Genomic DNA, 26,461 nt, shown 5'->3' with positions numbered 1-26,461 from the left:
GGCAATCGTAGGGTGGAAAACCGCGAAGCGTTTTCCACCAATGTGAGAGGAGGGCACGGTGGACAAGCAGAGCGTTGTCCACCCTACGCAGGGCTTAAGCATCGAGTCGGCCCACCAATGCAAAGGAGCTCAGGCTGACCTGATGCTCGCGGGTGAGGTAGTCGCGGCGCTCAAGGCGCTCACGCTGGAAGCGGCCATCGCGGGACAGGCGCGAGAACCAGTAGAGCAATTCGTCGGTGGCACCTTCGGGCTCCTGTTCCAGCAGCCAGACCATCAGGTCCGGCAATGGCAGGGCTTGCTCGCAGCGCTCGATCATCTCCCGCGCCGTGCGTGGCGCGCGGGGTGCTTCGCCCTTGCGGCTGGCATGCGCCTTGGGGAACTGCGCCGGCTTCGGTTCGAAGCGCGCCAGGGCGTAAACATAGGCCTCGACCTGCGAAGCGGTGCCGAGAAAGGTGCTTTGCGGACGACTAAACAGCGGCAGGGACGCCTGCGGTACCGCGTCCAGCCCCTTCTTGCGGATCGCCGCCAGGGCCAGTGCTGCGCCACGGGTCACGGCGTTGTGCCGGCGCGCCTCTTCACGCAGCGGCAGCAGCAGCTCGCGGGCGCGGCGCAGGGTCAGCTGAGCGGTGGTCTGCATTTCCAAAATACGTGCGTGGGTGCGCAGCAGCAGGTCGTCATCCACCAACTGGCCGAGGCGCTGCTGTTCACTGAGCAGGCGCAGCAGTACATGTTCGACGCGGTAGACGCCTTGCTCGAAGGCACCGTCGGCGGCGACCAGTTGGATCATCGGCTCGACGTATTCGTCCCAGGTGGCCAGCACCTCGGCGTAGCGCTGACGTAACGGAATCTGCCGGTCACTGGTCTTGGCCCGATCGGCCACGGCGACCAGCGCCTGTTCGTCGTTGGCCAGTTTCTTCAAGACATCGCGCACGCGCATATCGAGCAAACGCAGCTGACGCGCCAGATCGGCGGCGTCGCGCACCTCGAAAGCGTCCTTGATATAGCCGGCCAAACGCTCCAGATGGCGCAGGTACGCCTCGATCTCCAGGCACAGGCCCAAACGGTGTTCGCGGCGCAGGTAGGCGAGGAAGTCGTGAATCTGCGCGTTCAGCTCGAAGCGGTTGGGGCTCTTGGCCACCGGCACCAGGATATCCAGGCGGATCCACTGATCGAGCAGGGCGGTTACATCGGTTGGCGTGCCTTCGGGCAACTGCGCAGTGAGCTGATTACGCAGTTCCACCAGGCTCAGGGTGCCGGCGTCGAAACGCTCGCACAGCGGCTCCAGCAACGTCCAGTGTTCGGCAAGGGCGCGCAGTACGCGCTTGGGATCAATCATCGGGGCATCCGCTCCGCGGGCTTTTCGCAAAAAACGCCGATTGTACTGCAAGCTGTGGCCAAGGCTTGAGTGTCAGTCATCGTCTGTTGCGTTGCTACGTCGCCTGTAACCGTCGGTGTGACGATGGGTAACAGCCCCGGGCCTGGCCAACGCTGGTCTGAGGGCGATTTGCCCGGGTTTTCTCGACTATGGGTCGGCCCGCTCTGTACGCAGGCTTTTTATAGTGGCAATCAAGGGCTGGTGTCCGTAGGACTCCGCCGCCATAAGAATAAGGAACTCGTCATGCGCTCGACCTGCCATCCGCTCAAGCCTTTACTGACCCTGCTCTGCGGCAGCCTGTTCGTATGTGCGGCCCAGGCCGAACTGAAGCCCATGGCGGACAACGAGCTGGCCGAGATCACCGGTCAGGCGCTGGTTACCCTCGACGGCCTGACCTACGGCGGTTTCGAGTACACCCGGGTAAACCTGGGGGCCGAGATCGACCTGCTGACCAATATCGACGAGCTGCGCCTAGGCAATTATTCGCGCAATGATCCAAATACCGTGTCCGATCAACCGGCAGATATCCGCATCAATAATTTCGCCCTGGGCCGCGTGGATAACGCCAACTCCAGCAATGCCACCGTGGTGCCGTTTCAGGTGCGCGACCCCTATCTGGAGTTTGCGTTCAAGGTCAACGGCCAGGGCATCCGTGAGGTGGCGGGTATCCGCCTGGGATTTGGCCGTGCCCGGGGCGACCTGTCCGGCGATATTCTGTCACTGACTGGCAATATGCAGGGCCTGGTGACCGGCTCGGCCTCGACCGCCCGTGAATACTATATGGCGCAGAACAACCTTAATGCCTTTACCTGCACCTTCAATTTCAACTGCCTGGCATTGAGCATGGCCGGCAACTCCGAGATTTTCAGCGAGATCCAGCTGGTCAAGAACGGCACCGGCGATACCACGGTCAACGGCCTGCCGATCAACCGGGCGACCCATATCGGCGTACCCAACGGCGAATCCTTTCATACCGACAACGCCACGCTCGAGCCCCTTCTACCGGCCATATCGACCAATAACGGTGACTGCGTCGCCTCGGGTCTGCCGGCCTGCTTTCCCCTCGTCAATTACAAGAGCATCTTTGTTGGCGATCGAACCCAGGCCGACCTCAGTATCGGTGGAGCCCAGGGGGTGTTCTTTTCCCTGCAGAACCAGAACGTACCCTGGCAGGACCTGGCCTCGACGAATAACCAGTTCGTCGCGACCCAGTCCGGGGCCTTTGCCAACTTCGCCAAGTCGGGCGAGGGCGCGAACACTATCTACCCCTTTATCGTGTCGCTGTATGAGGCCCTCAATGGTGCCGCCCGCGTACCGACCTGTATCGGTGACCTGAGCAAGGGGTGCTGATCATGAACAGCCATCTGCGGGGCGCGTTGTTTACCTTGCTGGCTCTGCCGGGGCTCAGCATAGGCATGGAAGCCCTGGATGATCGCGAGCTGGGCGAGGTCAGCGGGGCCGGGGTCGGCTTCTTTCTGGACGACTTCTATTACGACCAGGGCAGTGCCAGCGCGCAAGTGAGCGGGCTCAAGGACAGCCAGGGCAATGCCCTGACCGTAGACTTCGAACGGGCCTATATCAAGGGCGACGGCAGCCAGCGCGGGGCGTTGGACACCCCGGCGCAAGTGGGGACGCCGCTACACCCCTTTACCCTGAAAGTGGTCAGCGGGGCTGCCGCGCCGACCCTGCCGAGTGGCACTCAGGCCCTGCAGCTGACCACGCCAACCTGGGACGACCCACTTAACGATACCCATCAGTACGGCCTGTGGTCCTACTATCAGGGCTGTCTGTACGGTGAGGCTGGCTGCACCGACCCAACCCAGGCCCAGGGGGCCATCGACACTGAACTGGGCGGCCTGGAAACGACCCGTGATGCGCTTTTGGCGCGTTACCAGAGCGTCGGTTTCCTTACCCTGAAGAGCGGCATCGACCAGGATATGCTGGTGGTCGAGCAGCGCCGCGCCGAAGTGGCGGTGGAAACCAACGATGTACAAGGTGCCTACGGCACTATGGAAACCCGCTATGCCGCTGCACCGGCTTCGGATGGTTTATACCCCAAGCCGGCATTCGGCGAGAAATACGGCTGTGGCGTCTTCTGTTTTTATCAGGCTACCAGGAACTATGACGCCTCGGTCGATAACTATCAGACCCAACTGGACGAACTGGCCGCCGCGCAGAAAGCCCTGGGCGAGGCCTGGAGCGTAGAACGTGACGGCTACAGCCTTAATCAGCGGGCCACCGATTTCGACGAGTTTTCCAGCCTGTGCGGCGCACCCACCGCCGAGTCGCCGACCTGCGTGGTTGGGCGTATCCAGAAGACCAAGGACAACCGCACCTCGGTGGTTCTGGTGGCGACCACCCTGCAAAACGGCGGCACCCGCGTCAAGGGGCTGGATGTCGGTGTTGAAGCCACCTTCAACCTGCCCAGCACCGCCTACAGCGTGGATGGCAACGGCAATATCATCAAAGGTGCTACCACCACTCGCAGCGATTTCTTTTCCATCAATCTGGAGGGTTTCACCCTCAACGGGGCCTACCTCCATCTGTGGGGCGACAGCGCCGGGCTGCAGGGCGAGGTTAGTCTGCAGATGTATGCCGACAAGCTGGTTATCGGTACTTGCCGCACCTGTACCGACGCCAATCGCGCCGTAGCCAAGAACCTGTATTTCGATATCAACCTCGGCCAGGCTAGCCTGCAGCCGCTTAATCTTTCGGTGCTGTCTGGCGGCGAGCTGCGTCTGTCCCTGCCCAGCGTCACCTGGAACAACCACCAGGCCTTCTACCAGCAGGTGCCGAAGAGCAATATCAGCATCGGCAACCTGAGCCTGGGCGGTGTCGATCTGGGTTCGCAAGTCGTGCGCGGTATGCGTTTGGACTATCTGGATATACGCACCGTGAACCTGCCGCGATGAGGAAAGTCAGCATGCGCAGTACATACCTGGGGTTGGCTCTGCTGTTTATGGCGGGGCCCGTGTTGGCCGAGTTGCGGCCGCTGGCTGAGGATGAGTTGCAGGGGATAAGCGGGCAGGCAGGGCTGAGTATCAGCGCCAGCCTGAATTTTGCCGCCAACCCCGCGCAGACCCGTTGCCCGGGTGGTTGTGGTACGCGAGTGGCGATACAACCGGCCAACAGCAGCGGCTTTATCGTGCTGGACAATATCCAAGGCACCTTCGGCTTCGAGGGGCTGAGTTTCGATATCGTCACCATCGACAGCGGTTACGGCGGTGAGGGTGCGGCCTTCAATGCCTCGGCCATGCGTCTGGGGCTGACCGATGCGAGCTTCAACAATGCCCGTGTGACCTTGGCCGGCTCCAATAGCGCCACGTCCGGTGGGGTGGGCTTTCAGCAGACCGATCTGCTGACCTACCAGATCAATGGCGATGTGCGCATAAACGGTAGTCTCTACCTGTTCGCCACGCCCTGAGTCGCTCTGCGCCGAGGCCGGCGGCGCTGGCTTGAGCCCCTGCCATCTGGCGGGTAGGGGCAATTTCCGGTCTATCTGACTGTTATCTTTCTGTCATCTTGCTGCCATGGTTGCCGTTCATTCTGGCGGCCATACTGTCGCCGAACCTGTGCTGCGAAGCTCGAACTGCTGGGCGATAAAGCGGCACCAGTGGTCGCTCGTTCGACGAAATATCCCCATGGCTCTTTCGATATGCGCCGGTTATCGGCACAATTCGCCTCCACTTTTTTTGGGGAGGGGGTCGGCTCTGCTGATTTCCTGCCGGCCGACCTTGCAAGTACTCAGGGCATAGACACGCAGATGATCAAGACGCCGTACTACCTCATCGACAAGCAAAAGCTGCTGGGCAACCTGGAGAAGATCGCCTACGTGCGCGAACACTCCGGTGCCAAGGCGCTGCTGGCGCTCAAGTGCTTTGCCACCTGGTCGGTATTTGACCTGATGCAGCAATATATGGATGGCACCACCTCGTCGTCGCTGTACGAGCTCAAGCTTGGTCGGCAGAAGTTCGCCGGTGAAACCCACGCCTACAGCGTGGCCTGGGCGGATGATGAAATCGACGAGATGCTCGCCAACTGCGACAAGATCATCTTCAACTCCATCGGCCAGCTCGAGCGCTTCGCCGAAGCCTCCGCCGACAAGGTGCGCGGTCTGCGCGTCAACCCACAAGTAAGCAGCTCGGATTATCTGCTGGCCGACCCGGCACGCCCATTCAGCCGCCTCGGCGAGTGGGACCCGGAAAAGATCGCCGCGGTGATGGATAAGGTCAGCGGCTTTATGTTCCACAACAACTGTGAGAACGGCAGCTTCGAACTGTTCGACCAGATGCTGACCACCATCGAGGAGCGCTTCGGCCACCTGCTTGAGCAGGTCGAGTGGGTCAGCCTCGGCGGCGGCATTCATTTCACTGGCGACGACTATCCGCTGGATCAGTTCTGCGCACGGCTCAAGGCCTTCTCCGAGAAATACGGCGTGCAGGTGTATCTGGAGCCCGGCGAAGCGGCGATCACCCTGAGCTCCTCGCTGGAAGTCACGGTGCTCGACACCCTCTACAACGGCAAGCATCTGGCCGTAGTCGACAGCTCTATCGAAGCGCACATGCTCGATCTGCTGATCTACCGTCTCAACGCCAAGATGGAACCCTGCAACGGCGAATACACCTACATGGTGTGCGGCAAGTCTTGCCTGGCGGGGGACATCTTCGGTGAGTACCAATTCGATCGTCCGCTGGCCATCGGCGATCGTCTGTCGTTTATCGACGCAGCGGGTTACACCATGGTCAAGAAAAACTGGTTTAACGGCTTGAAAATGCCGTCCATCGTGGTGAAGCAGCTCGACGGCAGCGTCGAGGTGGTTCGCGAATTTGGCTTTGACGATTACCTGTCCAGCCTGTCCTGACAGCTGGCGGTTAAAGGAGAGATAAAGAAATTGAAGAAGAATGTTCTGATCATTGGTGCAGGAGGTGTCGCCAAGGTGGTGGCCCACAAGTGCGCGCAGCACAACGACGAACTCGGTCGTATTGCTATCGCGTCGCGCAACATCTCCAAATGCCAGGCCATCATCGACAGCGTAAAGGCCAAAGGCAGCTTGAAGCAGTCGGCCGAAATTCAGGCCTATGCCCTGAATGCGCTGGATATTGAAGCAACCAAAACGCTGATTCGCGAAACCGAATCGCAGATCGTTATCAACGTGGGCTCGGCCTTCCTCAATATGTCGGTGCTGCGCGCCTGCATCGATACCGGCGCCGCCTACCTCGACACCGCCATCCACGAAGAACCGGGCAAGGTCTGCGAAACGCCGCCTTGGTACGGTAACTACGAGTGGAAGCACCTGGCCGAATGCCAGGATAAGGGCGTGACCGCCATCCTCGGCGTCGGTTTCGACCCGGGCGTAGTCAATGCCTATGCCGCATTGGCGCAACAGCAGTACTTCGACAGCATCGAGTCGATCGACATCCTCGACGTCAACGCCGGTTCCCACGGCAAGTACTTCGCCACCAATTTCGACCCGGAAATCAATTTCCGCGAATTCACCGGCCAAGTCTGGAGCTGGCAGAACAGCCAGTGGACTAGCAACAGCATGTTTGAAGTCAAACGTACCGACGACCTACCAGTGGTCGGCGAGCAGAATCTGTACCTGACCGGGCATGACGAAGTGCATTCCCTGTCCAAACACCTGAACGTACCCAATGTGCGCTTCTGGATGAGCTTCGGTGAGCACTACATCAATGTGTTTACCGTGCTGAAGAACCTCGGCCTGCTTTCCGAGCAACCGGTGAAAACCGCCGAAGGCCTCGAAGTGGTGCCGCTGAAAGTGGTCAAGGCCGTACTGCCGGACCCAGCCTCGCTGGCACCGGGCTACAGCGGCAAGACCTGCATCGGTGATCTGGTCAAAGGCACCAAGGACGGCAAGCCGGCCGAGCTGTTTATCTACAACGTCGCCGACCACAAGGACGCCTATGTCGAGACCGACAGCCAGGGTATTTCCTATACCGCTGGCGTGCCGCCGGTTGCAGCTGCACTGCTGGTCGCTCGTGGCGACTGGGATGTGGCGCGCATGGCCAACGTTGAACAGCTGCCGGCCGAGCCGTTCCTCAAGCTGCTGGACGTAATGGGCCTGCCGACCCGGATCAAGGACGCCAACGGCGACCGTCCCTGGGATCAAACCCTCTGATTGGCTGCGTCTAGCTCGCTCAATCAGCTCAACGCCCGCCATCTCGGCGGGCGTTGTGCTATCTGGCGTAGGGTGGACATGGCGCAGCCTTGTTCACCATGATCGGTGCTGCGGCGGACAAGCCTTCGGCATGTCCGCCCTACGGCTTGCAGCTGCTCCTTCCCGCCCGCGGCGTTTCACGCGACAATCACGGCTTATCGACATAGGTCCCCACGTCGGGCCTGTGCTTCTGCGCATCCGTGAGGAACCCAGCATGAGCAGCAACGACCGCGTCATTATCTTCGATACCACCTTGCGCGACGGCGAGCAGAGCCCCGGTGCCTCCATGACCGGTGAAGAAAAGCTGCGTATTGCCAAGGCCCTGGAGCGCCTCAAGGTTGATGTGATCGAGGCCGGTTTCGCCATCGCCAGCCCAGGCGACTTCGCCGCGGTCAAGGCGATTGCCGACACCATCAAGGACAGCACCGTGTGCAGCCTGTCGCGCGCCCTCGACGCAGACATTGACCGCGCTGCGGAAGCCCTCAAGGGTGCCAACAGCGGGCGTATCCACACCTTTATCGCCACCAGCCCGATCCATATGCAGCACAAGCTGCGCATGCAGCCGGATCAGGTGGTCGAGCAGGCGGTGTATGCGGTCAAGCGCGCGCGCAACCTCTGCGCCGATGTCGAGTTCTCTTGTGAGGACGCCGGCCGTTCGGAGATCGATTTTCTCTGCCGCATTATCGAAGCGGCGATCGACGCCGGCGCGCGCACCATCAATATTCCCGACACCGTCGGTTACGCAATTCCGCACCAGTACGCCGAGACCATCCGCCAGTTGCTCAACCGCATTCCCAACGCCGACAAGGCGGTGTTCTCGGTGCATTGCCATAACGACCTGGGTCTGGCCGTGGCCAACTCCCTGGCCGCGGTGGTCGCCGGTGCGCGCCAGGTCGAGTGCACCATCAACGGCCTCGGTGAACGCGCCGGTAACGCCGCGCTGGAAGAGATCGTGATGGCGATCAAGACCCGCGAAGACCTGCTCGGCGTGCACACCCGTATCGACACCCCGCATATCCTCAGCACCTCTCGCCTGGTCTCCGGCATCACCGGTTTCCCGGTGCAGCCGAACAAGGCCATAGTCGGGGCCAACGCCTTTGCCCATGAGTCGGGCATCCACCAGGACGGCGTGCTCAAGCACCGCGAAACCTACGAGATCATGTCCGCGCAGTCGGTAGGCTGGCATACCAATAAGCTGTCGCTGGGCAAGTTGTCCGGGCGCAATGCCTTCCGTTCGCGCCTCGACGAACTGGGCATCCAGCTGGCTGGGGAAAGCGAGCTGAACGCGGCCTTTGCCCGCTTCAAGGAGCTGGCCGACAAGAAGCACGAAATCTTCGACGAAGACCTGCAGGCGCTGGTCTCCGACACCCTGGCCGAGGAAGCCCCGGAGCATTTCAAGCTGCTCACCCTGGAAGTCGCGAGCAAAACCGGCGAAGTGCCGCAGGCGCAGCTGGTGCTCAGCGTCGATGGCCGCGAGCAGGCCGCCAGCGCCCAGGGCTCCGGCCCGGTGGACGCCACCTTCAAGGCCATCGAGTCGATTGCCGCCTCTGACGCCAGCCTGCAGTTGTACTCGGTCAACGCCATCACCAAGGGCACCGATTCCCAGGGCGAGGTCACGGTGCGCCTGGAGAAGGGCGGCCGTATCGTCAACGGCAACGGGGCCGACACCGATATTCTGGTGGCGTCGGCCAAGGCCTATATCAATGCCCTGAACCTGATGCAGGCCGGGCACAAGGCCCATCCGCAGGTGGCTGACGTTTGATCACAGAACTGCGCCGTCGTGCCTATCTGAGCGCCATGCAGGTGGCCAGTTGGCTGCCGCGGGTGGAGCTGCCCTTTGCTGCGCCATCGCGCCCGGAACTGCTGCAACCGCCTGCCGAGCCTGAGCCGCAACCCCAGCTGCCAGCAGTCGAGGCGGCTGTGGTCGCGGCTGCAGCGGTTTCTGAGGCTGCACCGCAGCCGCCGGCCCAGGCCGAGCCGCGGGCGAAGATCGAAGTGCCGCGGGCCACTGTCATCTCGCGCCACGCCAGGCCGCTGGCCGCTGCCGAGGATGAAGCCGCTGCGCCGGTCAAGGTCATGGCTCCACCACCGCCGCGCTTTGCCCTGCAGCTGCTGCGCGCCGGTGCCTGCGCGGTGCTGGTCGAATTGCCCACCGGCGAGCCGTTACAAGGGCGCGATCCGGCCTATCTGCTGCTCAAGGATCTGCTGCGCGCCGCTGGCCTGCCGGACAGCCCGCAACTGATCGGCGAACCGGTGCGCTGGCCGCTGCTGGTGCGCGGGCAGATCGACCAGGGCCCGCAAGCGGCGCTGGAATATGTGCAGAGCTTTGTCGGTGCGCGCCTGGAGGAGCAAGAGCCCTGCAGTTGCCTGTGGCTGGTGGGCCTGCCGGCCATTCGCTTTGCCGGTGAGGCCGGTGCCGAGGCCTATAACCGTGAGCTGCAGGTCGAGGGGCTGGGCGCGGCCTGGGCCCTGCCGGGCCTGGAGTTGCTGATGGATGAGCCCGAGCGCAAGCGCGAGCTATGGCAGGCCATGCGCCGCGTGCGCCAGCGTTGGTTGGCCGCCAATTGAATACATCTTTTCCCGGCCGCTTGGCCGAGGTTTCTACCGCTTGCCGAGTCAACCTGAATGAGTGATGCAATCAGCTTCCGCCCGATGACTGCGGCGGATATCGATGCGGTGCTGAAAATCGAATACGCCGCCTTTAGCCATCCCTGGACGCGCGGCATCTTTACCGACAGCCTGACCGCCTATAACTGCTGGGTGATGTTCGAGGGTGAGCAGCAGGTCGGCCACGGCGTGATCCAGATCATCATGGACGAGGCGCACCTGCTCAATATCACCGTCAAGGCCGAAAGCCAGGGCCGCGGCCTGGGCCTGAAACTGCTCGCACACCTGATGCAGCAAGCCCAGGCCCAAGGTGCCAACGACTGTTTTCTGGAAGTGCGCGCGAGCAATCAGGTGGCCTACCGCCTGTACGAGCGCTACGGCTTTAACGAAGTCGGCCGCCGCCGCGACTACTACCCGGCCGTGGGCGGACGCGAGGATGCCCTGGTAATGGTTTGCCCGCTGTTCGATTAGCGTTGTTGCCACCACGAAATGCCGGGTGTGTGGGTGCATGGCTACAACACGCGCCCAGAGATGGCCGCTTAAGTGAACAGCATTGGGGTGTGTGGGAGGGGCTTTAGCCGCGATTGGTCTTGAGCGGCTGAAGTTAATGCGGCTAACGCGCAACGCCGTCCAACCTCTGACCCGATTGGCTACAAGCGGCGGCACCATTCGCCGCTGCCACCAGGCCCGGGCTGTCGCATACTGGCCGGCACCGCGCCGGGGCGGTGGTGTCGGCTCACTTGTTTTTAAGGATCTCCCATGGGATTGCTTCGCCCGTTGTTCGCGGTGTGTTGCCTGCTGGCCGCTGCTCAGGCCTTTAGCGCCGAACGCAGCTTTACCATCCTGCACACCAACGACTGGCAGTCGCGCCTGCTCGGCTTTGGCCCGAACAACGAATTTACCCCCGCGACCACGGGCGATGACGACACCGTCGGCGGTGTCGCGCGCCTGGCCACCTTGCTCCAGCAACGCCGCGCCGCCGCTAGCGAGCAACCGGTGTTGCTGCTCGATGGCGGCGATTTCAGCATGGGCACGCTGTTCCATACCGTCACCCGCGAGATCGGCGGCGAGCTGCGCCTGATGAGCGAGCTGGGCTACGACGCCGCGACCCTGGGCAACCACGAATTCGATTTCCGTCCAGCTGGCCTGGCGGCGATGATCAGCGCCGCTTATCGGGCCAAGGGCGAGGCGCTGCTGCCGCTGCTGTCGAGCAACCTGCGCTTCGACCCCGTGAGCACGGCCGACGACAGCCTGCAGGCGCACCATGACGCCGGGCGCATCCTGCCGTACAAGCTACTCGACCGGGGCGGCATCCGTTTCGGTCTGTTCGGTCTGCTCGGCAACAACGCCGTGGCGGTCAGCCCGATGATCAAGCCGGTGACCTTCGCCGACCCGGTGGCAACGGCCCGCACCATGGTGGCCAAGCTGCGCGAGGAGGGGGCCGAGGTGGTGATCCTGCTGTCGCATATGGGCGTGGTGCAGCAGGCCGATGGCAGCTGGCGCGGCGAGGAGGTCGAGCTGGTCGAGCAGGTGCCGGGCATCGATATCGTGGTCGGTGGCCATTCGCACACCGCCCTGGCGCAACCGCTGCTGGTGGGCGGTCGCACCCCGGTGATGCAGGCTGGCTCGGAAATCCAGCACCTGGGCGAGCTGCGCATGCGTCTGGATAATGCGGGCAAACCGCAGCTGGTGGATTACCAGCTGCACCCCATCGACGACCGCATCGCCGGGGACGTCGCGATTACCGCCCGGGTCGAGGACTTCAAGCAGGTGGTCAGCGAACGCATGCTCGCTCCCCGTGGTTATGCCTTCGACCAGGCGCTGGCCAAGGTCGACAAGACCCTGACCCGCGATTTCGACGATCCCATCCTCGCCAACCTGGTGACCGATGCCTTGCGCCAGGCCACGGGCAGCGACCTGTCCTTTACCGGCAACGGCACCATTCGCGACAACCTGATCAAGGGTCGGCATGGCGTGCAGAGCGTGTCCGACCTGTTTCGCATCGCCCCGCTCGGCGTTGGCGAACTGGACGACGCGCCGGGTTATCCGCTGATCAAGGTGTACGTCACTGGTGCGGAACTGAAGAGCCTGCTCGAGGTGCTGTTGCTGGCCTACCAGATGCGCGACAGCAAGAGCTATTACCCGCGGGTTTCGGGCCTGCGTTTCAGCTACAACCCCTGGCGCGTGCCGTTCGACCGGGTCAGCCGGATTGAACTGGGCGACCCGAGCAAGGGCTATACGCCGCTGGATCTGGCGGATCAGCGGCTCTACAGCATCGGTGCGACCAGCTATGTCGGCAGCTTTACCTGGCTGGTCGGCGACCTGACCAAGGGTCTGCTCAGCGTGCAACCCAAGGACGCCGAAGGCCGGCCGTTGGCGGCGATCAAGGATGCAATTATCGATGCCGACCCCGAGACCCCGGGCGTGCAGGAATACAAGGAATGGCAGGGCCTGCTCGACCATATCCGCAGCCTGCCGGACATCGACGGCGACGGCCTGGCCGATATCCCCACCAGTGGGGCCGCAGCCGAGCAGCGCATGCTGCGTGAGCCGAGCCTGCATCCGGCCGCTCTCTATCGCTATGCCGGCACGCTGCAGTGGGGCGTCAGCGCCGTGCTGTTTGCCGGCCTGCTGCTGATCTTCGGGTTGTTGCGCCGCCGCCGTAGCTGAAACAGCCGCTGGCGATCACTGCGCCGCCGGCCTGTTACCGCAAGGTTGGCTGTGACTGCGGCGGGTGCGTGCTTGTCAAAAGGCCGCGGCACTTCTATGGTGCGCATCGACGAACCAGGGAGTGAACCATGAGCGATCTACAACACCTCTTCGACAACAACGCCCGCTGGGCCGAGGCGATCAAGGAAGAAGATCCGGAGTTCTTCGCCAAACTGGCCAAGCAGCAAGTGCCGGAGTACCTGTGGATCGGCTGTTCCGATGCGCGGGTGCCAGCCAACGAAATTGTCGGCCTGCTACCGGGCGATCTGTTCGTCCACCGCAATGTCGCCAACGTGGTGCTGCACACCGATCTCAACTGCCTGTCGGTGATCCAGTACGCGGTCGACGTGCTCAAGGTCAAACATATCCTGGTCACCGGCCATTACGGCTGCGGCGGCGTGCGCGCGTCCATGCAGGACACCCAGTTCGGCCTGATCGATGGCTGGCTACGGAGCATCCGCGACCTGTATTACGAGCACCGCGAGCACCTCTCGCAGTTGCCCACCGAGGAGCAGCAGGTCGACCGCCTGTGCGAACTCAATGTGATCCAGCAGGTGGCCAACGTCAGCCACACCACCATCGTGCAGAATGCCTGGCACCGGGGCCAGCCGCTGTCCGTGCACGGCTGTATCTATGGCATCAAGGATGGCCGCTGGAAGAACCTCAACGTCGCCGTCAGCGGCCTTGAGCAGCTACCGCCGCAATATCGCCTGCGCCCCCTCGGGCAGAACTGAGGCGTGCGCAGCTCCAGCCGTTACGCCTACGCCGGGCTGCTTCTGGCGGTTATCTGCTGGTCCGGTAATGCCCTGGTGGCCCGGGCCTTTGCCGGTGAAATCCCGCCCTTTGCCCTGTCGTTCTGGCGCTGGTGCCTGGCCCTGACGCTGTTGCTGCCCTTCGTGGCCGGGCCCTTGTGGCGGCATCGCCGACAACTGCGGGACGCCGGCTGGCGCTTGCTGGTGCTCGCCGGCCTCGGCATCGCCGGCTATAACAGCCTGCTCTACAGCGCCGCGCAAACCACGGCGGCGATCAATATCACCCTGGTCAACACCTGCCTGCCGCTGATGACCTTTATCGGGGCCGGCCTGCTGCTCGGCGAATGGCCCCAGCGCCGCGCCTGGTGGGGCATGGCGCTGGCCGCCGTGGGTTTGCTGGTGCTGATCAGCCAGGGGCGCTGGGCCAGTCTCACCGGCCTGGCATTCAACAAGGGCGACCTGATCATGCTGCTGGCCGTGGCCGACTGGGCGCTGTATTCACTGCTGTTGCGGCGCTGGGCGCAGTTCCTCCTGCCGATCCCGCCCCTGGCCCTGCTTGGCGTGCTGATGCTGCTCGGGGTGCCGCTGATTCTGCCGTTCTACCTCTATGAGCTGGCCCAGGGCGCGCAGCTTGAAGCGAGCGTCAGCAACCTGGCCGCCATCGGCTACACCGCCGTGTTCGCCTCGCTGGTGGCCTACCTGGCCTGGAACCACGGGGTACGGGTGGTCGGCGCAGCCAAGGCGGCCCTGAGCAACTACCTGATGCCGGTGTTCACCGCCGTGCTGGGCTGGTTGCTATTGGGGGAGGGCCTGCAACTGTTCCACTGGCTGGGCGGCGGGCTGATCTTCGCCGGGTTGCTGCTGGGAACACTACGGCCGGGCAAACCGGCGTAACGGACAGCGCTGACGGGCGAGCCTGCTAGGCTGCGGGGCTTGCTCGTGCTGCCCTGATGGCAGCGAGCGCGTTCGGCGCAGTGACTCTCCGGCTGCGCCCGGATAGCGCTTGCGAGCGGCCTACTGCGCGACCTTGATCTTTCTAACCGCCTCCAGCCAGGCGGGGTCCATCTGCTGATTCTCGGTATCCAGCCCCATGGCCTGCATGGCCTCCCGGTGCCGATTGATCTCCGCGGTTATCTGGCTCAGGGCGCTGGAGTTGCCGTCCAGCTGGTGCATCTGGGTCAGGCCCAGGTGATAGAAACGCAGCAACTTCATCGCTGCCGGATCATGGGCCGCTACACCGGCGCTGACATGATGCATACGGTTGGTAATGCTCATCAGCCGGCGCTTGAGCTGCCAGCCATAGACCGCTGCCGCCATCCAGGGCTGCTGCCAGAACTGCAATCGCACCAGTGCCACGGTCAACACCAGCCCAGCGATCACCCCGCCCAGATTCCAACGGAAATTATCACCACCAGGCGTGCCGAACAGCTGCACGGCAAGGGTGGCCAACAGCATGGCCAGCAACAGAAAAATCACCACCAGAATCAGCGTGCTACGCCGCGTTTGCTGACGGTATACCTCAGGGTTCAACTGCTTGATCTCGAACGGCACGGCCATGGAACTCCTCTATGTGGCAGGGCACTTATCTGCGGCGCATTATCACCGCCGAGCAGGGTGCGGGCGAGGGAGTGTGTGAAGAGATTCTGCGGTGATCGGTATGGCAGGCGTCTTGGCTGGCCATGGCTGCAGGTGGTGGGGCGTTGAGCTGAGCGGGAAGTGGCTATGGGCATGTGGCCTGAACGGAAAACAAGGGCTTACCTTTCGGTAAGCCCTTGTTTTGTTTGGTGGCTCCGCTGGGGGCTTGAACCCCGGTTCCAGCATTTTGAGGCTTATGAGTTCCTGCTATCTATGTGCTTGGCTTACTTGGCCGCGGTAGCAGGGCTGACGCTGCGGTGTAATGCCAGGTGGTTGGCGATGCACATGTCGAATGCTTCCACCAGAAACAGGTTGGGCTTGTCTTTCACCGGCGGTACCAGGCAACGGCTGGCCACGCGTTTGCCGAGCATTTCCGTGTCGATGTAAATCACGTTCACTGGCGACTTGCTTGGGTTTTCCTGTTCAGTGAAGTACGCACGGGTGTGCTCCTCGTCACCGGCGGTTTTCTCAAGCAACGCGCCGTCGACCGGGGACGTCACGACGTCGCTGACTGGATACTTTGGCGGGCCTATGAGGGCTACACCAATTGGGCCGGTCAGCATGCCCAGCGCCACGCCCTTGCGCAGATGCGATTGCAGGTTGGCGTAGGTCACGAAATGCAACACCTTGATCTTCGGTTGTTGCGCGAGCTCCGGGAACGCCTCGTAGGCGCGGTGGGCCAGCAAGCGTGGCCCGGTGGGGTTTGTCGCGCCGTCGGCCACGCGGTAGATCGCATAGGCGCTGCTGGTGATCAGCACGCTGAATATTTCTTTCTCGGATTCGCTCTTGGGGCGCAAGTCCTCGATGGTGATTTTGTCCGACTGCTCAATACCGGGGAAGGTTGGTGGCGGCACAGCAGGCCCGGTGGCACAACCGGTAAGGGCAAGTGCAGCGAGGGCGAGAAAGCTTTTTATAACGCGCATAGCGACGTCCTGTTGTCTGGGGTTACATAGAGTGGGTTTTGCGCGCGGAATGCTCGCCTAAATGGCCGTGATATTCAATTGCCATTATCGGCATCAATCAGGCGCTCACAGGCATAGCTACGCCGCGCTATGTCAATCTGTTGACCTGAGATTCAGGGGGACAAGAAAGGAACACTTTTTGGATTCCAAAAAACAAAAAAGGGCTTAGCTTTCGCTAAACCCTTGTTTTGTTTGGTACGCAGTCATTTGAACTGGTTTTTCATATCGTTGATATTTATGTGTTTTATGAGTGTGAATTTTTAGAGGGATACACGTGGGGATACACGGAGCCGGCGGCTGTGATTTTTGGCTTATTCGCCTCCCCCATTATCTAGCCACTACTTTGACGATAGTTAGGCGCGCTGACAGCGATCAGCGGAATTTTCCGCCGATTACCTGCGCGCCGATAGGGTGGGGCGAAAGTCCAAGCGGATCGACTGCCCGAACGACGGGGGGTGCCGCATTTTCACACCCGCGAAAAATGAAATTCAGGAGTGCTGGGGCTCTTGTGAAAAGTTGCGTCGAAATTCGAAATTCAAAATCTAATTTTGACGGTGCGAAAATTTGGCTCCCCCCGTCGTTCGGGGATTGAAAATCATCAGACTTTTGACCCGCCCTCCCACTCAGGCATGGCGCTAGGGCTTCCGGTGGGGCTTGTGTCCGCCTAATCGAAGCTGAGGCTCAGGCTTACCCAGCGATGATGGTGACCCGCCCAGGCGCGCAACCAATGGGGCGCGCAGGACCTTGGGCCTGCCATCGCCACCAACAAGGAACGGAATTCGCTGAACCTCAAGCCAGCGCATCTGTGCCGATGGCTTCTGGTAGCCGGTGAGCTCTGCCAGCTCTTGCAGTGTCAGCAGCATAGGATCGTGTCCTTTCTTGGGTTGATGTGTCTCTGCTTGTACGAGCTGATTATTGCTGGGGGTGGGCGAATCGCCCAGCCGTTCAGCCAAGGTCTACCGGTGGGCATGAGATGTGGAGTTGGTAACGTCCAAGTGACGCCAGGCGGCGTTATCAGCACCAGGCGGAAGGTGGTCACGGTGATGTGAGCAAACTCGCTCGCATCTCACACGACCAGCCTGCAGGGTCGACGAATCACCGACCCCACCCTAGTGCTGAGTAGATACCCGGAATCGCGGGTATCTACTCAACCGGCAATGCACTCAGCGTTGAGTGCATCTTCAGCCTGAACTACCTACGGCACGGCGGCTCTCTGAGCATGCATGGCGCGCCCAGGTAATCGGCGGAAAATTTCGCCGATTGATCCGGGCGTTGTTGTCGGAAAATCCGACATCAAACCGGGGCGGCAACCGGATTTGCACCGTGCTCGACTGGTGCCCGCTAATTGCCCCCGAAAGGTGGGAATATCCCGCCTTTTGCCTTCCTTCATCCTCTATCCGTGGATACGCGGGAATCGCCCAAAGTGGGCGGCCCAACTGGCGGGGGCGCGTTCCGTGGATATGCATAAGCGGGCTGTTTTTCCTTTCTTCATCCTCTCCAATTGAAAACTCAGGAATCGGCCAGATCGCCCGTAGACTCTGGGGTTTCGGGATTCTGTGAAGATGCAGGAGCAGCCATATCCAAGCCGGTAGCGCTTGGCTGGCCACTACGGTTTTTCCGTAGTGCCGGCCTTCCAGGTGGGCCGGCGATGTGGGATTTCCTCACTTTGAGGAAGTAGCGGGCTCCGCCCCTAAATGTGTCTCGGGGTCACCTTTACAGAGCGAGCGTCGCCTGTGTGCTTGCCAGGCGCTTGGGTGGAAGAAGATCGCGCCCGAGCTGGTACAGGCGATGGTCACGCTAACGGCGTGACGCAAAAGTGGGGCAACCGCTATGCGCATCGTGACGGGTTCGCCCCCTCCAGTACCACGTAGCGGGGGCGATGCCATAGTCACCTTTCAGCTGGAGCAGCAGGCTGGCAAAGTGACTGGGGATCACATTGGAAATGGGAGGTTTGCCATGGGCGCTGAGTTGATCAAGATAAGCGAGTTTCAGCGGCGACGCTGGGGCGAGAACGGCACGCCGCTGTGCCCGCAGGCTATCCGTAATCAGATCCGCACCGGCAACATCCCTGGCGAGCAAATCGGCAAGTTGTGGTACGTCGACTGGACTGCGTACACCAAATCGGAGGGCAATGATTTAGTCGCGATGGTATTGAAAGATGCCTGGCGAACAAGGTAGATGCGCTCAAAACTGAGCGCATCTACCTGATCAGTGAGCTCAGTTGCGCGGGTGAGTTCTTCCCATCTTCATGCTTAGCCGTCTCAGCTGATCACCCACGCTAGCCGTTTGCACATAGGTCTGCAGAACCTGGCCGCCCACGGCGATATCCAGCCGGCCAAAGCTCTTGAATCTAGGCTCAGCAGCTCCAGCCACTACCGATGCATCTACTAGGCCACCATCTGCAAACCGAGAGATCGGCATTCCCTGGTTCAGTAGATCGAGGAAGCCTTGCCCGAGCCGGCTTACCGCGGCGGCGCGGATGACGTACTCACCATTCGAGAGTAGGGCCGGGATGCTGTCACTGGTACCGGATCCCGCTCCGCGCACCAGGCCGCCGGTTGCGTATCCATCCACCTGGGGTGGCTGTTGCGCTCCGGTAGCTCCGACAACAGGCGTCACCGGGATGATTAATTGGGCGCTAAGACGCTGAGCCAGTTCGGCGATCTGTTGCTGCGCCAGACCCGCGGCTTCCTGGTCGACCTGCAGGTCTACACTCACCGGCGGCAAGTTGGTGAAGCTGTTCTCGCCGTCCTGGCGAATACCCGTAGGTATCACGTCGACCTCTACTGGCGGCAGGTTGGTGAAGCTATTGGGGCTATCTTGACGAATCTCTACCGGCTTTGCCTTGGGATGCACCGCCGGGTCAGCGCTTACGGTTGGCGTGATCGTCAATACATTATTGAGCTGCTCGGCCAGATCCTGCGCAGCCGTCAGCAGCTTGGCGCGGGCCTTTTCGTCCAGTTCTGGGCTGACTTTCACATCCGCCATCAAGCCGTCCAGCTCGTCCTTGAGCGCCCGGATTTTCTGTTCTGCGGTGCCCTGCTCGAGATCTTTGGCAGCCTCTTCTATCTGCTGCAGGCCTTTTGCCAGACCCTCAAACCCATAAGTGCTCTCGCCGGCGGCGGCCATGTCTTGCAGTACTTTTAGGGCGGCCTGGGCCTGGCGCTGCGCGCCCTCTGCATCGCCAGCAGCAAGTGCCCGATCAGCCGCAAGCTTAAGATCTTGATAGGCACCGAAGTTGGCTTGGGTTTCACCGCCAGAGCGGAAACCGGCAATGGCCTCGGCATAGCGCTGCTCGATCTTGAGCCGGTCCGCACGGATCCGCTCAATGTCACGTTGAGCGACCTTCTCCGCGGCAACCAAATCCCTCAGGCTGCGCAGAGCACGCCGCGCATAATCCTGGGTGCTGGCGGCCATGGACTCATTGGCGGTAGCTATTTTTGCCTGTGTCTCTGCTGCCTTCTTACCGAGCTCCTCGTAACCACCGCTGGCGATCTTCTTGATACGCGCCAGCATGTCTTCGCTAACTTTTTCATTGTCTTCAGATATGTTGCGCAGAATATCCGCCGCACCTGAGAAGTTGAGCTTGGCTGCCTCAACAGCGGCAGCGGCTGCGCCACCGATAATGTTGCCCATGCGCTTAAATGAAGCACCAACCACCACTGCAACAATGGCCAAGGCCTTGAGCCCGTAACCCAGGGCGGTCGCCATAACCTTGGCTGATTCACCGTCCTCGCTCACCTCCACCAGCAGCCCGGTCATTTGCGTCAGCGTTGGCAGCAGTTCCCCGGCGACGGTATTGGCGGCACCCTCGGATACTTTGCCAAGAGTGGCCAGCTGATCGTTGAACTGTTCGCTTTTAGCCGCCTGCTCGTCGCCGATCACCAACCCCAGGCGCTCGGCCTGCTTCACCAGGTCATCAATTCCCTGAGCGCCCGCATTCAGCAGCGGGATCATCTTGCTGCCCAAGCTGCGGCCAAAAATATCGGCGGCCAGGGCGCTCTTCTCTACACCATCGGGTAGATTTTGAAACTTGTCGGCCAACTCGCGCAGCACTTCATCGCCGGCGCGCAGCTGCCCCGCGGCTCCCGTAACGGAGACGCCGAGCGCCTTGAACGCCGCGCCCGGCCGCCCGGCCCCCTCGGCGGCTTGCACCATGGCCCGATTTAGCTGTGAAAAGGATTTGGCCATTTCACCGCGGCCAAGGCCGCTTTGACTAAAAGCGAACTCGAGCCCGGTAAACGCTTTGGTGGTCAGGCCAGCGCCCTGGGCGAGCTTGCGGGCACCGTCGGCGGCGTCCACGCTACGCTTGACCCATGTCGCAATCACGCCAACTGAAAGCGCGCCGGCTAAAGCGGAGCCAGCAGCCTTGGCGCTCCCGCTCAAGCTGCTCAGCGACTTGTCGACCTGGCTGAATGCCGGGCCAGTCTTGTTTTGCCCTTCAATGACAAATTGCGTTTTAACCTTGCTCATCCACCGAACCCCTTCAGGATTTTCTTGAAATCAGACGCCTTGGCATTGGCGGCGCGGGCGGCTATCAGGCTCACCCGGGCGCGGTCCATGCCCTCGCGCTCGATAGCTCCCAGAAACAGCTGTATCTGGTCCAGGGTGTACCTGCCAGTAGCCTCGGGCGGATGGCCGGCCTGGATTAGCTTTTGGGCGACGTCGCCCCAGCCAACAGATCCGCTGCGTTGACCAGGGCTTGCTCGAAAAAACGCGAGTTCAACGCGATCACATGCAGCATGAGCTCGACCGCCACGGTCATTGGCAGGCGAGCAATCCGCCATTTGCTGAGGTTTGTGCAATTGGCCAGCACTGCCTTTACCACTTCGGCCCGTTTCGACCAGCTGTAGATCATCGTCAGATCGCCCTCGGCAAGTACTGCCAGCAGCTCAGCCGAGGCGGTGCCGAACTCATCAAAGCAGCGAAACTCGACCGGGCGGATGGAGACCCAGCGCCGGCCAACTTTTATGCGCGTAGCGGTGGGGAAAAGAATCTGTAGCTCGTTCATATCGAACTCCTAAGTGCGTGTGCCGATCATTCGGGAGGGCTAAAAATTCGGCACCAAAATCGGTGGGTTAGTGCGCAGTTGCTCGAGGGCCTGTTCAGGCGACAGACCGGCTGCAATCAGGCGGTCTATTTCCATACTGAGCAGCTCACGTTGATAGGCCTGGTGAAGCTGGGCGCGGGAATGGGCCAACTGATTGAGGGCCTGTTTGATAGGCTTCGGGAGGCTGGTGGTGATGGTCATTGTTCTCTCCTGTTGATGTGAAAAGGCCCGCCGGCTGGGCGGGCCTAGTGCGCTGTCACCCCTGTACGAGGAAAGGGCCAGGCTGCTGGGGTTTTTCTCCGTCGTGGCACTAGCCAGCTAATCCACGCCCGGGCTCGCGCCCGAGCTTTCCGAATTAGGTAGAGGAAAGTTCAACCAGCAGGTTCGCCGTAGGCGCGTACACCGCCAGGCCTGCGCGCAGCTCGGCGAGAATGGTGATCAGGTTGCGGCGGAAGTTGTTGCCGTCGTGGCGGCTCGCTTCCACGGTCACCTCTTGGCGATCGAGCAGCGCCAGCGTCGTGGTGTCCAGCACCAGCGCCTGGCCTTCGGGCATCGAAAGCGTGACCACCACGGGGACGCCCCACAGGCTGGCCGGCGAAGGGTCGCGAGGACTACCCAGCACGTACTGGCCATTGCCCGTTTCTGCGCGCTCACTGGCGATCGCGAACCAATCCTCAGGGTTCATGACGATCACGCTGGGGATCCAGCCGCGCGACTTCAGCGCAGTAACGGCTTCGCCGATCCGATCAGGCGCGCGCTGCCTTGTCGAAACGAACGGCAGTGCCTGGTTGATCCGGCCGTTTATTTCCCCCGTGCCGCCTGCACCGGCAAGCACTTCGTGTTCGAGCTTTTGGCGCACGCCATTGCTCATCAGCAGGCTGATCTGGCCCTGCAACTGCTCGTTGTCGTCCAGCACCTGCTTACTGGCCGGAATCCAGGTGGCGATGGTGGCAATCTCGGCACGTTGGAGAGTGGTTGGCAGATCACCCTCGCCCTTCTCGTCGCCTTCCACATGCTGATAAGCAGCGCCGCTCAGGAAGTCGTCCAGGTGGACATATTCGAAGGTGGTGCTCTCCACCGGCTGAATCGGCAGCACATCCAGCAGGGTCAGCGGCGGCGTGGGTATGCCCTGGATACCCGGGGCCCGCTGCGGTGCGGTCGGGTAGCTGGTTGAGTCGGTATCGCCGCGGTCCGGGTTGGTGATGATGGCGCGCACGCCGGCCTGTTGGGTCAGACGGCCCGTGGTCTTCTGGCCGCCCTTGAAGGCTGCGAACCCATCGGCACCAGCCAGCTCGGCGGCGAGCCGGTGGTTGTTCTCCTTGACGGGCTTCGCTGCGCGGAAGCCGCTGCCGACGGCCTTCTGCTCCAGCTCTTGGAGTCGAGCTTGCAGTTCAACCTGTTTATCGCAGGTGGCCTGCAGGATGTCTTGGTGATCTTTGACGGTTTTTTGTTGCGCCAGCAGCGCGCCGGCCATTTGACCGATATCAGTATCCATTTCTGTCATTTCCTGCGTGATGGTGGCGAGTACGCGGTGGTCGCTTTCGGCGGCTTGGCCGCCGGCGGCGAGATGTGCCCGTAGGCGTGCCCAGCGCGATTCATGATTCTGGTTGCCCATCGGAATTACTCCGGTGTTCGTGTTTGAGTGGGGGAGTGGCCGCCAGCGCCCGGCATGGCTGCGGTCCATCAGCGCAAAGCGTGATGTCAGCAGGTAGCGCCCGGCGTACCTGCTATGGCGATCACCCTACGCGCGGGCGTGCGCCTCGGTCTGCGTCTAACTTCGGTGCTATGCGACGGTTTCAGTCGCAAAACGGCGGATGTCGTCGATTTTGTAGAACCTGCGATTGCCGCGCCGGACGAATGGCAGCGGTGCTTGCCCGGCCGCCGCCAGGCGGCGCAAGTAGGACGGGGCATAGCCCAGCAGCTCGGCAGTGGCAGGTTCCGGTACCAGGCCGCCCAAAAGCGGTATCACGCCAAGGCGCTCCAGGTGCTGACGGATCTCGTTTTCGATGGGATCAATCACGCGCCACCTCCACGTCAGACCAGCGCCAGCGGGCAGCCGCCAACGCTTCTGGATAGGTCATAGGTTCGCTGATCATTACGCACAGCGGCTTCCCGTTGCGGATGATTCGCCAGTTGCTACGACGCTCCTGACCGTCGTTGGCAGCCAACTCCGCCAGCAGCTCCAGGCGGTGGGTCTTGATGTATTTGCGGGCGTCGTCCGTCAAGCGGCTGGCAGGAGAAACGACCAGCCGCTTACCCGAAACTCGGGCCGAGAAGCCATGTGCGGTGAGGTAATCGACGGCGGCCATCACAGTTCCTCCGCGTCCGATTCATCGAAGGACGGCGGCTGAGCGCCGCAGAAGGTGCTCACGTTTTCCAGAAGGTGCTCACTGTTTTTTGTGAGCGCCTTCTGGGTTTTATGAGCACCTTCTGCCGGAAGGCTCCAAACCCACTGCTGTTTTTCGTTGCCAAGCCGGCCCCCTTCCTTGATTGCGATGGCCCCGATCGCCTTCTGAGCCCGGCGAACGGTTGCCCAGGACAAACCGGCATCGCTGGCCTCCGCCTTGACCTGTTTGGTCGGCACGGATCCATGCTTGAGGGTGTCGCGCAGAAAATCACAGGCCTCCTCGAACTCGGTTCGCTGATCGTCATCGCCGGTACTCTCGACGTCGGCCAGGATGTCGCGGGCGCTTCCCTCGATGCGGTCGCCCCACAGCACCCGGGTGGTTTCTATCCCTTCACCCACGGTGCATGGTTCTACCAGGTAGCCGACACCGCCTTGGTCGTCGCTGATGTTCGACTTGGCCCGGGCCAGGACGCGGACGTCTGAATCCTCTTGCTTGGCGGCCACCAATACAGCGCGAGCAAGGGCCCCGAATGCCTGGCTGCCTATTACTCGATCTGCCGGAGACGACGCACCGCTGCCCTTGCTGAAGTGGCTGATACCCAGTACCGCGCACCAATGCTCTGCAGCGAAGTCCACCACGACCTGGAGCGAACGTCGGGTGTCATTGGCGCGGTGCATGTCGCCCTTGACCACGTTGACCACTGGGTCGAGCAGCAGCAGTGAAGCACCACCGATAGAATCAACCGCGGCGCGCAGCAGGTCGAAGTCTGTACCCGGGTCGAAGGGCTCACGCTCGCCAAGGGAGTTAATCCGCCCCTGGACGATATGCACGCGGCTGAGGTCGGCACCTGCAGCCATCAAGCGAGGCACCAGAGTGTCGGCAGGGTCGTCCTCAGATGACCAAATCAGAGCGTTGCCGGGCTCGGTACAGATCTCGCCGTCAGGCCAGCGGCCGCCGCTGGTCAGCGTGGCGATCAGGCCAATGGCTAGCGTGGTCTTGCCACTGCCGCCGGCCCCTGCCAGCACGATCAGCTTGCCCCGGGCAATCCAGCCAGGCCACAGCCAGCGGATGGGTACCGGTACGATGGATGACGCCTGAGTCAGTTCGGCACGCCACAGTGGTGTTGCTGCCGTGGGCAAGACGCTAACGCCTTCCCATTCCTTGGAAAATCGATCGCTAGGCGCTTTCATGAACAACCCCCAACCGTTGCTTGGCCAGCTCGAAGCGGGCCTGGTCCTCGGGGCTCAGCGTGCTGCTCTTCAGCATCGACAGACCGATCTGATATATCGCGCGCTCGTGCTCAACGGCGGCCCTGCTCGGGCCGCGGTGCGCCGCCTTATTGCCGGGGAACAGGTCGCGCAGCTCCAGGCCAATGGCCGCGGTTATGTCTGCCGCGGAGCAGCCCGCCCAGCACTTCAGCAGCACGGTGCCGTCGCCGACTTCCTTGATGCTGAGGCTGGGGGTCTTGTCGGAGTGAGCCGGGCAGCTGGCTTTCCACTTGCCAGAGCCATTCGCTTTCACCTTATCGAGGCGGCTCAGCACTTTTTCGACGCAAGCCGATCCCGTCGGTGCCAGGGCACCGTTTTTGATGGTCATGGGTTACTCCTTGGCCGGCTGTTCGGTGGAAGTGTTCACGATGCTGAGCAGTGCATCGTCACTGCCTATTTCCAGCCAGCGGTTCGCCTGATCGAGCAAGGACTCATTACGTTGAGGAGCATCGGCGGCTGCGCCGGGCCAGCTGAAAATCATCTGACACGGATTGATTTTCCCGATGAAGCCTTTCATCTGGCCGAGGAGAGCCTCGTGCTCTTCTGGCGTGCAGGACCGCGCTTTATCAAGCCAAGCAGCAGAGATATCGGCCAGCAGGCCGTGCTTGATGATGTTCTCGGAGTCGCGAATGTAATTCAGGTAGATGCTCGCGAGCGCAGTGCCGAGATACGTCCCAGGCACGAAGCCGGTCGTCAGGGGAACATCCCAGTAGCTGAACTCGCCATGATCTTTGCCAATGAACGGGAGAGTGAAAAAGTCGGGGCTACTTTTCTTCGTAGCCTTGAAGCGCAACCGGTTTTTTTGTGGCTTAAGGGGCGCGCGCGGTAACGCCGAAGGCCGAATGTCAAGCTGCTGCGATTTTACTAAGGCATTCATTTTTTCACCTCCTGCTCGGTGGTCTGTGCTTTCACGATGCTGTCCATGGCGTTGTGCAGGTGGGTGATCAGCTCAATCATCGCCACTGGCGTCAGGGAAAGGCTGCAAGGCCCGAAGTTGAGCGCCAGGCGGCTACGGCTCCAGGCGACGATCTCGACGGAATGGCCATCCAACTGACCATCGGCGGAATAAACCACTTCCGGGATGGAGCTAGTGCGAGTGGTCAGTTGGTTACGCATGGCGCACCCCCTTCGCTATCCATGGATTCGGCTATCTCGGCTTTCTCGCACAGCTCATAGCCAGCCATAGCCACCAAGTCACCGATGGCCGCGACAGCGTGATGCAAGCCGTTGATGTTTTCCTTGGTCAGATGGTGTTCGCAGCCATCACAACCCAGCAGGTCGGAGATGGTTCGCAGGCCCATGCCTGCTTGGGTCAGGCTGCTGCCAAGCTTATAGGCACTCCGGGAAAGTTCGCTCACTGGGCACCCCCTGCGGTTTCTTGCGCGTAATCGAGTTGGGCGGTCAGCTCGCTGGCCCGCTCTGCCAGGTACTCGCGCCAGTCGGAGGCGGCGTTAAGGCCAAGGTCCGAGAGATGGCGGGTATCAAGCAACCCACTGCGGATGCCGTCGCTCATCTCTGCGAAAGCGTCGGGGTAGGCTTTGCGGATGGCACGCAGGGTGGCGGCAAGCATATCCAGCTGC

The 26,461-nt window shown here is 61.6% G+C and carries 28 protein-coding genes; 12 read left to right on the top strand and 16 right to left on the bottom strand.

Features of this window, described 5'->3' with window-relative positions; all coding sequences use genetic code 11:
* Window positions 1-94: 94 nt before the first annotated feature.
* Complete coding sequence (gene mksB, locus VMP31_RS05320; RefSeq protein WP_325504829.1) at window positions 95-1,336, bottom strand: Mks condensin complex protein MksB; 1,242 nt, start codon at window positions 1,334-1,336, stop codon at window positions 95-97.
* A 282-nt stretch (window positions 1,337-1,618) separates the two neighbouring features.
* On the opposite strand from mksB, the gene VMP31_RS05315 reads away from it, so the two are divergent.
* The 11 genes from VMP31_RS05315 to VMP31_RS05265 all read left to right on the top strand — a co-directional run bounded on the left by VMP31_RS05315 (window position 1,619) and on the right by VMP31_RS05265 (window position 14,512).
* Entirely contained in the window at window positions 1,619-2,725 is a 1,107-nt protein-coding gene (locus VMP31_RS05315; protein WP_325504827.1) for a DUF6160 family protein, read from the top strand.
* Between the two features lie 2 nt (window positions 2,726-2,727).
* Complete coding sequence (locus VMP31_RS05310; protein ID WP_325504825.1) at window positions 2,728-4,287, top strand: hypothetical protein; 1,560 nt, start codon at window positions 2,728-2,730, stop codon at window positions 4,285-4,287.
* Window positions 4,288-4,298: 11 nt separating this feature from the next.
* Window positions 4,299-4,799 carry a hypothetical protein gene (locus VMP31_RS05305; RefSeq protein ID WP_325504824.1) on the top strand — a complete coding sequence of 167 codons (501 nt, stop codon included), beginning with the start codon at window positions 4,299-4,301 and terminating at the stop codon, window positions 4,797-4,799.
* A gap of 339 nt (window positions 4,800-5,138) precedes the next feature.
* Window positions 5,139-6,236: a carboxynorspermidine decarboxylase gene (locus tag VMP31_RS05300; RefSeq protein WP_325504822.1), complete on the top strand. Its 1,098-nt coding sequence runs from the start codon at window positions 5,139-5,141 to the stop codon at window positions 6,234-6,236.
* A gap of 30 nt (window positions 6,237-6,266) precedes the next feature.
* Window positions 6,267-7,511, top strand: a complete 1,245-nt coding sequence (locus VMP31_RS05295; protein ID WP_325504820.1) for a saccharopine dehydrogenase family protein — start codon at window positions 6,267-6,269, stop codon at window positions 7,509-7,511.
* Between the two features lie 253 nt (window positions 7,512-7,764).
* Window positions 7,765-9,312 carry a 2-isopropylmalate synthase gene (locus tag VMP31_RS05290; protein WP_325504818.1) on the top strand — a complete coding sequence of 516 codons (1,548 nt, stop codon included), beginning with the start codon at window positions 7,765-7,767 and terminating at the stop codon, window positions 9,310-9,312.
* The gene (locus VMP31_RS05285) at window positions 9,309-10,118 is read left to right on the top strand and encodes an energy transducer TonB (RefSeq protein ID WP_325504816.1); all 810 of its coding nucleotides are present in this window, start codon (window positions 9,309-9,311) and stop codon (window positions 10,116-10,118) included. Before VMP31_RS05290 ends, VMP31_RS05285 begins: the two co-directional genes overlap by 4 nt.
* A gap of 57 nt (window positions 10,119-10,175) precedes the next feature.
* Window positions 10,176-10,628 carry a ribosomal protein S18-alanine N-acetyltransferase gene (rimI, locus tag VMP31_RS05280; RefSeq protein ID WP_325504814.1) on the top strand — a complete coding sequence of 151 codons (453 nt, stop codon included), beginning with the start codon at window positions 10,176-10,178 and terminating at the stop codon, window positions 10,626-10,628.
* Between the two features lie 288 nt (window positions 10,629-10,916).
* On the top strand, window positions 10,917-12,827 hold the full coding sequence (locus VMP31_RS05275) for a bifunctional metallophosphatase/5'-nucleotidase (protein WP_325504812.1): 1,911 nt from the start codon (window positions 10,917-10,919) through the stop codon (window positions 12,825-12,827).
* Between the two features lie 128 nt (window positions 12,828-12,955).
* Window positions 12,956-13,600 carry a carbonate dehydratase gene (gene can / locus VMP31_RS05270; protein WP_325504810.1) on the top strand — a complete coding sequence of 215 codons (645 nt, stop codon included), beginning with the start codon at window positions 12,956-12,958 and terminating at the stop codon, window positions 13,598-13,600.
* Between the two features lie 3 nt (window positions 13,601-13,603).
* A complete protein-coding gene (locus VMP31_RS05265; protein ID WP_325504808.1) occupies window positions 13,604-14,512 on the top strand; it encodes a DMT family transporter in 909 nt (302 codons plus the stop codon).
* A gap of 120 nt (window positions 14,513-14,632) precedes the next feature.
* On the opposite strand, the gene VMP31_RS05260 is transcribed toward VMP31_RS05265, so the two are convergent.
* The 3 genes from VMP31_RS05260 to VMP31_RS05250 form a co-directional block, all read right to left on the bottom strand.
* Complete coding sequence (locus VMP31_RS05260) at window positions 14,633-15,175, bottom strand: DUF3087 domain-containing protein (protein ID WP_325504806.1); 543 nt, start codon at window positions 15,173-15,175, stop codon at window positions 14,633-14,635.
* A gap of 302 nt (window positions 15,176-15,477) precedes the next feature.
* The gene (locus VMP31_RS05255) at window positions 15,478-16,176 is read right to left on the bottom strand and encodes a hypothetical protein (RefSeq protein WP_325504804.1); all 699 of its coding nucleotides are present in this window, start codon (window positions 16,174-16,176) and stop codon (window positions 15,478-15,480) included.
* A gap of 674 nt (window positions 16,177-16,850) precedes the next feature.
* Window positions 16,851-17,078 (bottom strand): DUF4224 domain-containing protein, encoded by a 228-nt coding sequence (locus tag VMP31_RS05250; RefSeq protein WP_325504802.1) that lies wholly within the window; start codon window positions 17,076-17,078, stop codon window positions 16,851-16,853.
* Between the two features lie 1,093 nt (window positions 17,079-18,171).
* Here VMP31_RS05250 and VMP31_RS05245 point away from each other — a divergent pair.
* Window positions 18,172-18,393: a hypothetical protein gene (locus VMP31_RS05245; protein ID WP_325504800.1), complete on the top strand. Its 222-nt coding sequence runs from the start codon at window positions 18,172-18,174 to the stop codon at window positions 18,391-18,393.
* A 39-nt stretch (window positions 18,394-18,432) separates the two neighbouring features.
* On the opposite strand, the gene VMP31_RS05240 is transcribed toward VMP31_RS05245, so the two are convergent.
* From VMP31_RS05240 to VMP31_RS05185, 12 genes are all read right to left on the bottom strand, one after another.
* Window positions 18,433-20,688 (bottom strand): hypothetical protein, encoded by a 2,256-nt coding sequence (locus VMP31_RS05240; protein WP_325504798.1) that lies wholly within the window; start codon window positions 20,686-20,688, stop codon window positions 18,433-18,435.
* Between the two features lie 175 nt (window positions 20,689-20,863).
* A complete protein-coding gene (locus tag VMP31_RS05235; RefSeq protein ID WP_325504796.1) occupies window positions 20,864-21,226 on the bottom strand; it encodes a hypothetical protein in 363 nt (120 codons plus the stop codon).
* Between the two features lie 39 nt (window positions 21,227-21,265).
* Window positions 21,266-21,466: a hypothetical protein gene (locus tag VMP31_RS05230; protein WP_325504794.1), complete on the bottom strand. Its 201-nt coding sequence runs from the start codon at window positions 21,464-21,466 to the stop codon at window positions 21,266-21,268.
* 154 nt (window positions 21,467-21,620) lie between these two features.
* On the bottom strand, window positions 21,621-22,880 hold the full coding sequence (locus VMP31_RS05225) for a phage major capsid protein (RefSeq protein WP_325504792.1): 1,260 nt from the start codon (window positions 22,878-22,880) through the stop codon (window positions 21,621-21,623).
* Between the two features lie 168 nt (window positions 22,881-23,048).
* Window positions 23,049-23,285, bottom strand: a complete 237-nt coding sequence (locus VMP31_RS05220; protein ID WP_325504790.1) for a DNA-binding protein — start codon at window positions 23,283-23,285, stop codon at window positions 23,049-23,051.
* On the bottom strand, window positions 23,278-23,574 hold the full coding sequence (locus VMP31_RS05215) for a hypothetical protein (RefSeq protein ID WP_325504788.1): 297 nt from the start codon (window positions 23,572-23,574) through the stop codon (window positions 23,278-23,280). The genes VMP31_RS05220 and VMP31_RS05215 overlap by 8 nt, the downstream gene beginning before the upstream one ends.
* Window positions 23,574-24,803 (bottom strand): AAA family ATPase, encoded by a 1,230-nt coding sequence (locus tag VMP31_RS05210; RefSeq protein ID WP_325504786.1) that lies wholly within the window; start codon window positions 24,801-24,803, stop codon window positions 23,574-23,576. Before VMP31_RS05210 ends, VMP31_RS05215 begins: the two co-directional genes overlap by 1 nt.
* On the bottom strand, window positions 24,790-25,209 hold the full coding sequence (locus VMP31_RS05205) for a virulence-associated protein E (RefSeq protein ID WP_325504784.1): 420 nt from the start codon (window positions 25,207-25,209) through the stop codon (window positions 24,790-24,792). Before VMP31_RS05205 ends, VMP31_RS05210 begins: the two co-directional genes overlap by 14 nt.
* 3 nt (window positions 25,210-25,212) lie before the next feature.
* On the bottom strand, window positions 25,213-25,758 hold the full coding sequence (locus VMP31_RS05200) for a hypothetical protein (RefSeq protein WP_325504782.1): 546 nt from the start codon (window positions 25,756-25,758) through the stop codon (window positions 25,213-25,215).
* The gene (locus VMP31_RS05195; protein ID WP_325504780.1) at window positions 25,755-25,997 is read right to left on the bottom strand and encodes a hypothetical protein; all 243 of its coding nucleotides are present in this window, start codon (window positions 25,995-25,997) and stop codon (window positions 25,755-25,757) included. Before VMP31_RS05195 ends, VMP31_RS05200 begins: the two co-directional genes overlap by 4 nt.
* Complete coding sequence (locus VMP31_RS05190) at window positions 25,982-26,239, bottom strand: hypothetical protein (RefSeq protein WP_325504778.1); 258 nt, start codon at window positions 26,237-26,239, stop codon at window positions 25,982-25,984. Before VMP31_RS05190 ends, VMP31_RS05195 begins: the two co-directional genes overlap by 16 nt.
* Window positions 26,236-26,461, bottom strand: a 226-nt coding sequence (locus tag VMP31_RS05185) for a hypothetical protein (protein WP_325504776.1), incomplete at its 5' end; no start/stop codon positions are given. The genes VMP31_RS05190 and VMP31_RS05185, both read right to left, overlap by 4 nt.

Origin of the sequence: Pseudomonas sp., assembly GCF_035512415.1 — a bacterium.
In the GTDB taxonomy this organism is placed as follows: domain Bacteria; phylum Pseudomonadota; class Gammaproteobacteria; order Pseudomonadales; family Pseudomonadaceae; genus Aquipseudomonas.
The sequence above is the reverse complement of the archived record's forward strand: the minus strand, read 5'-3'. Positions and strand labels throughout refer to the sequence as shown.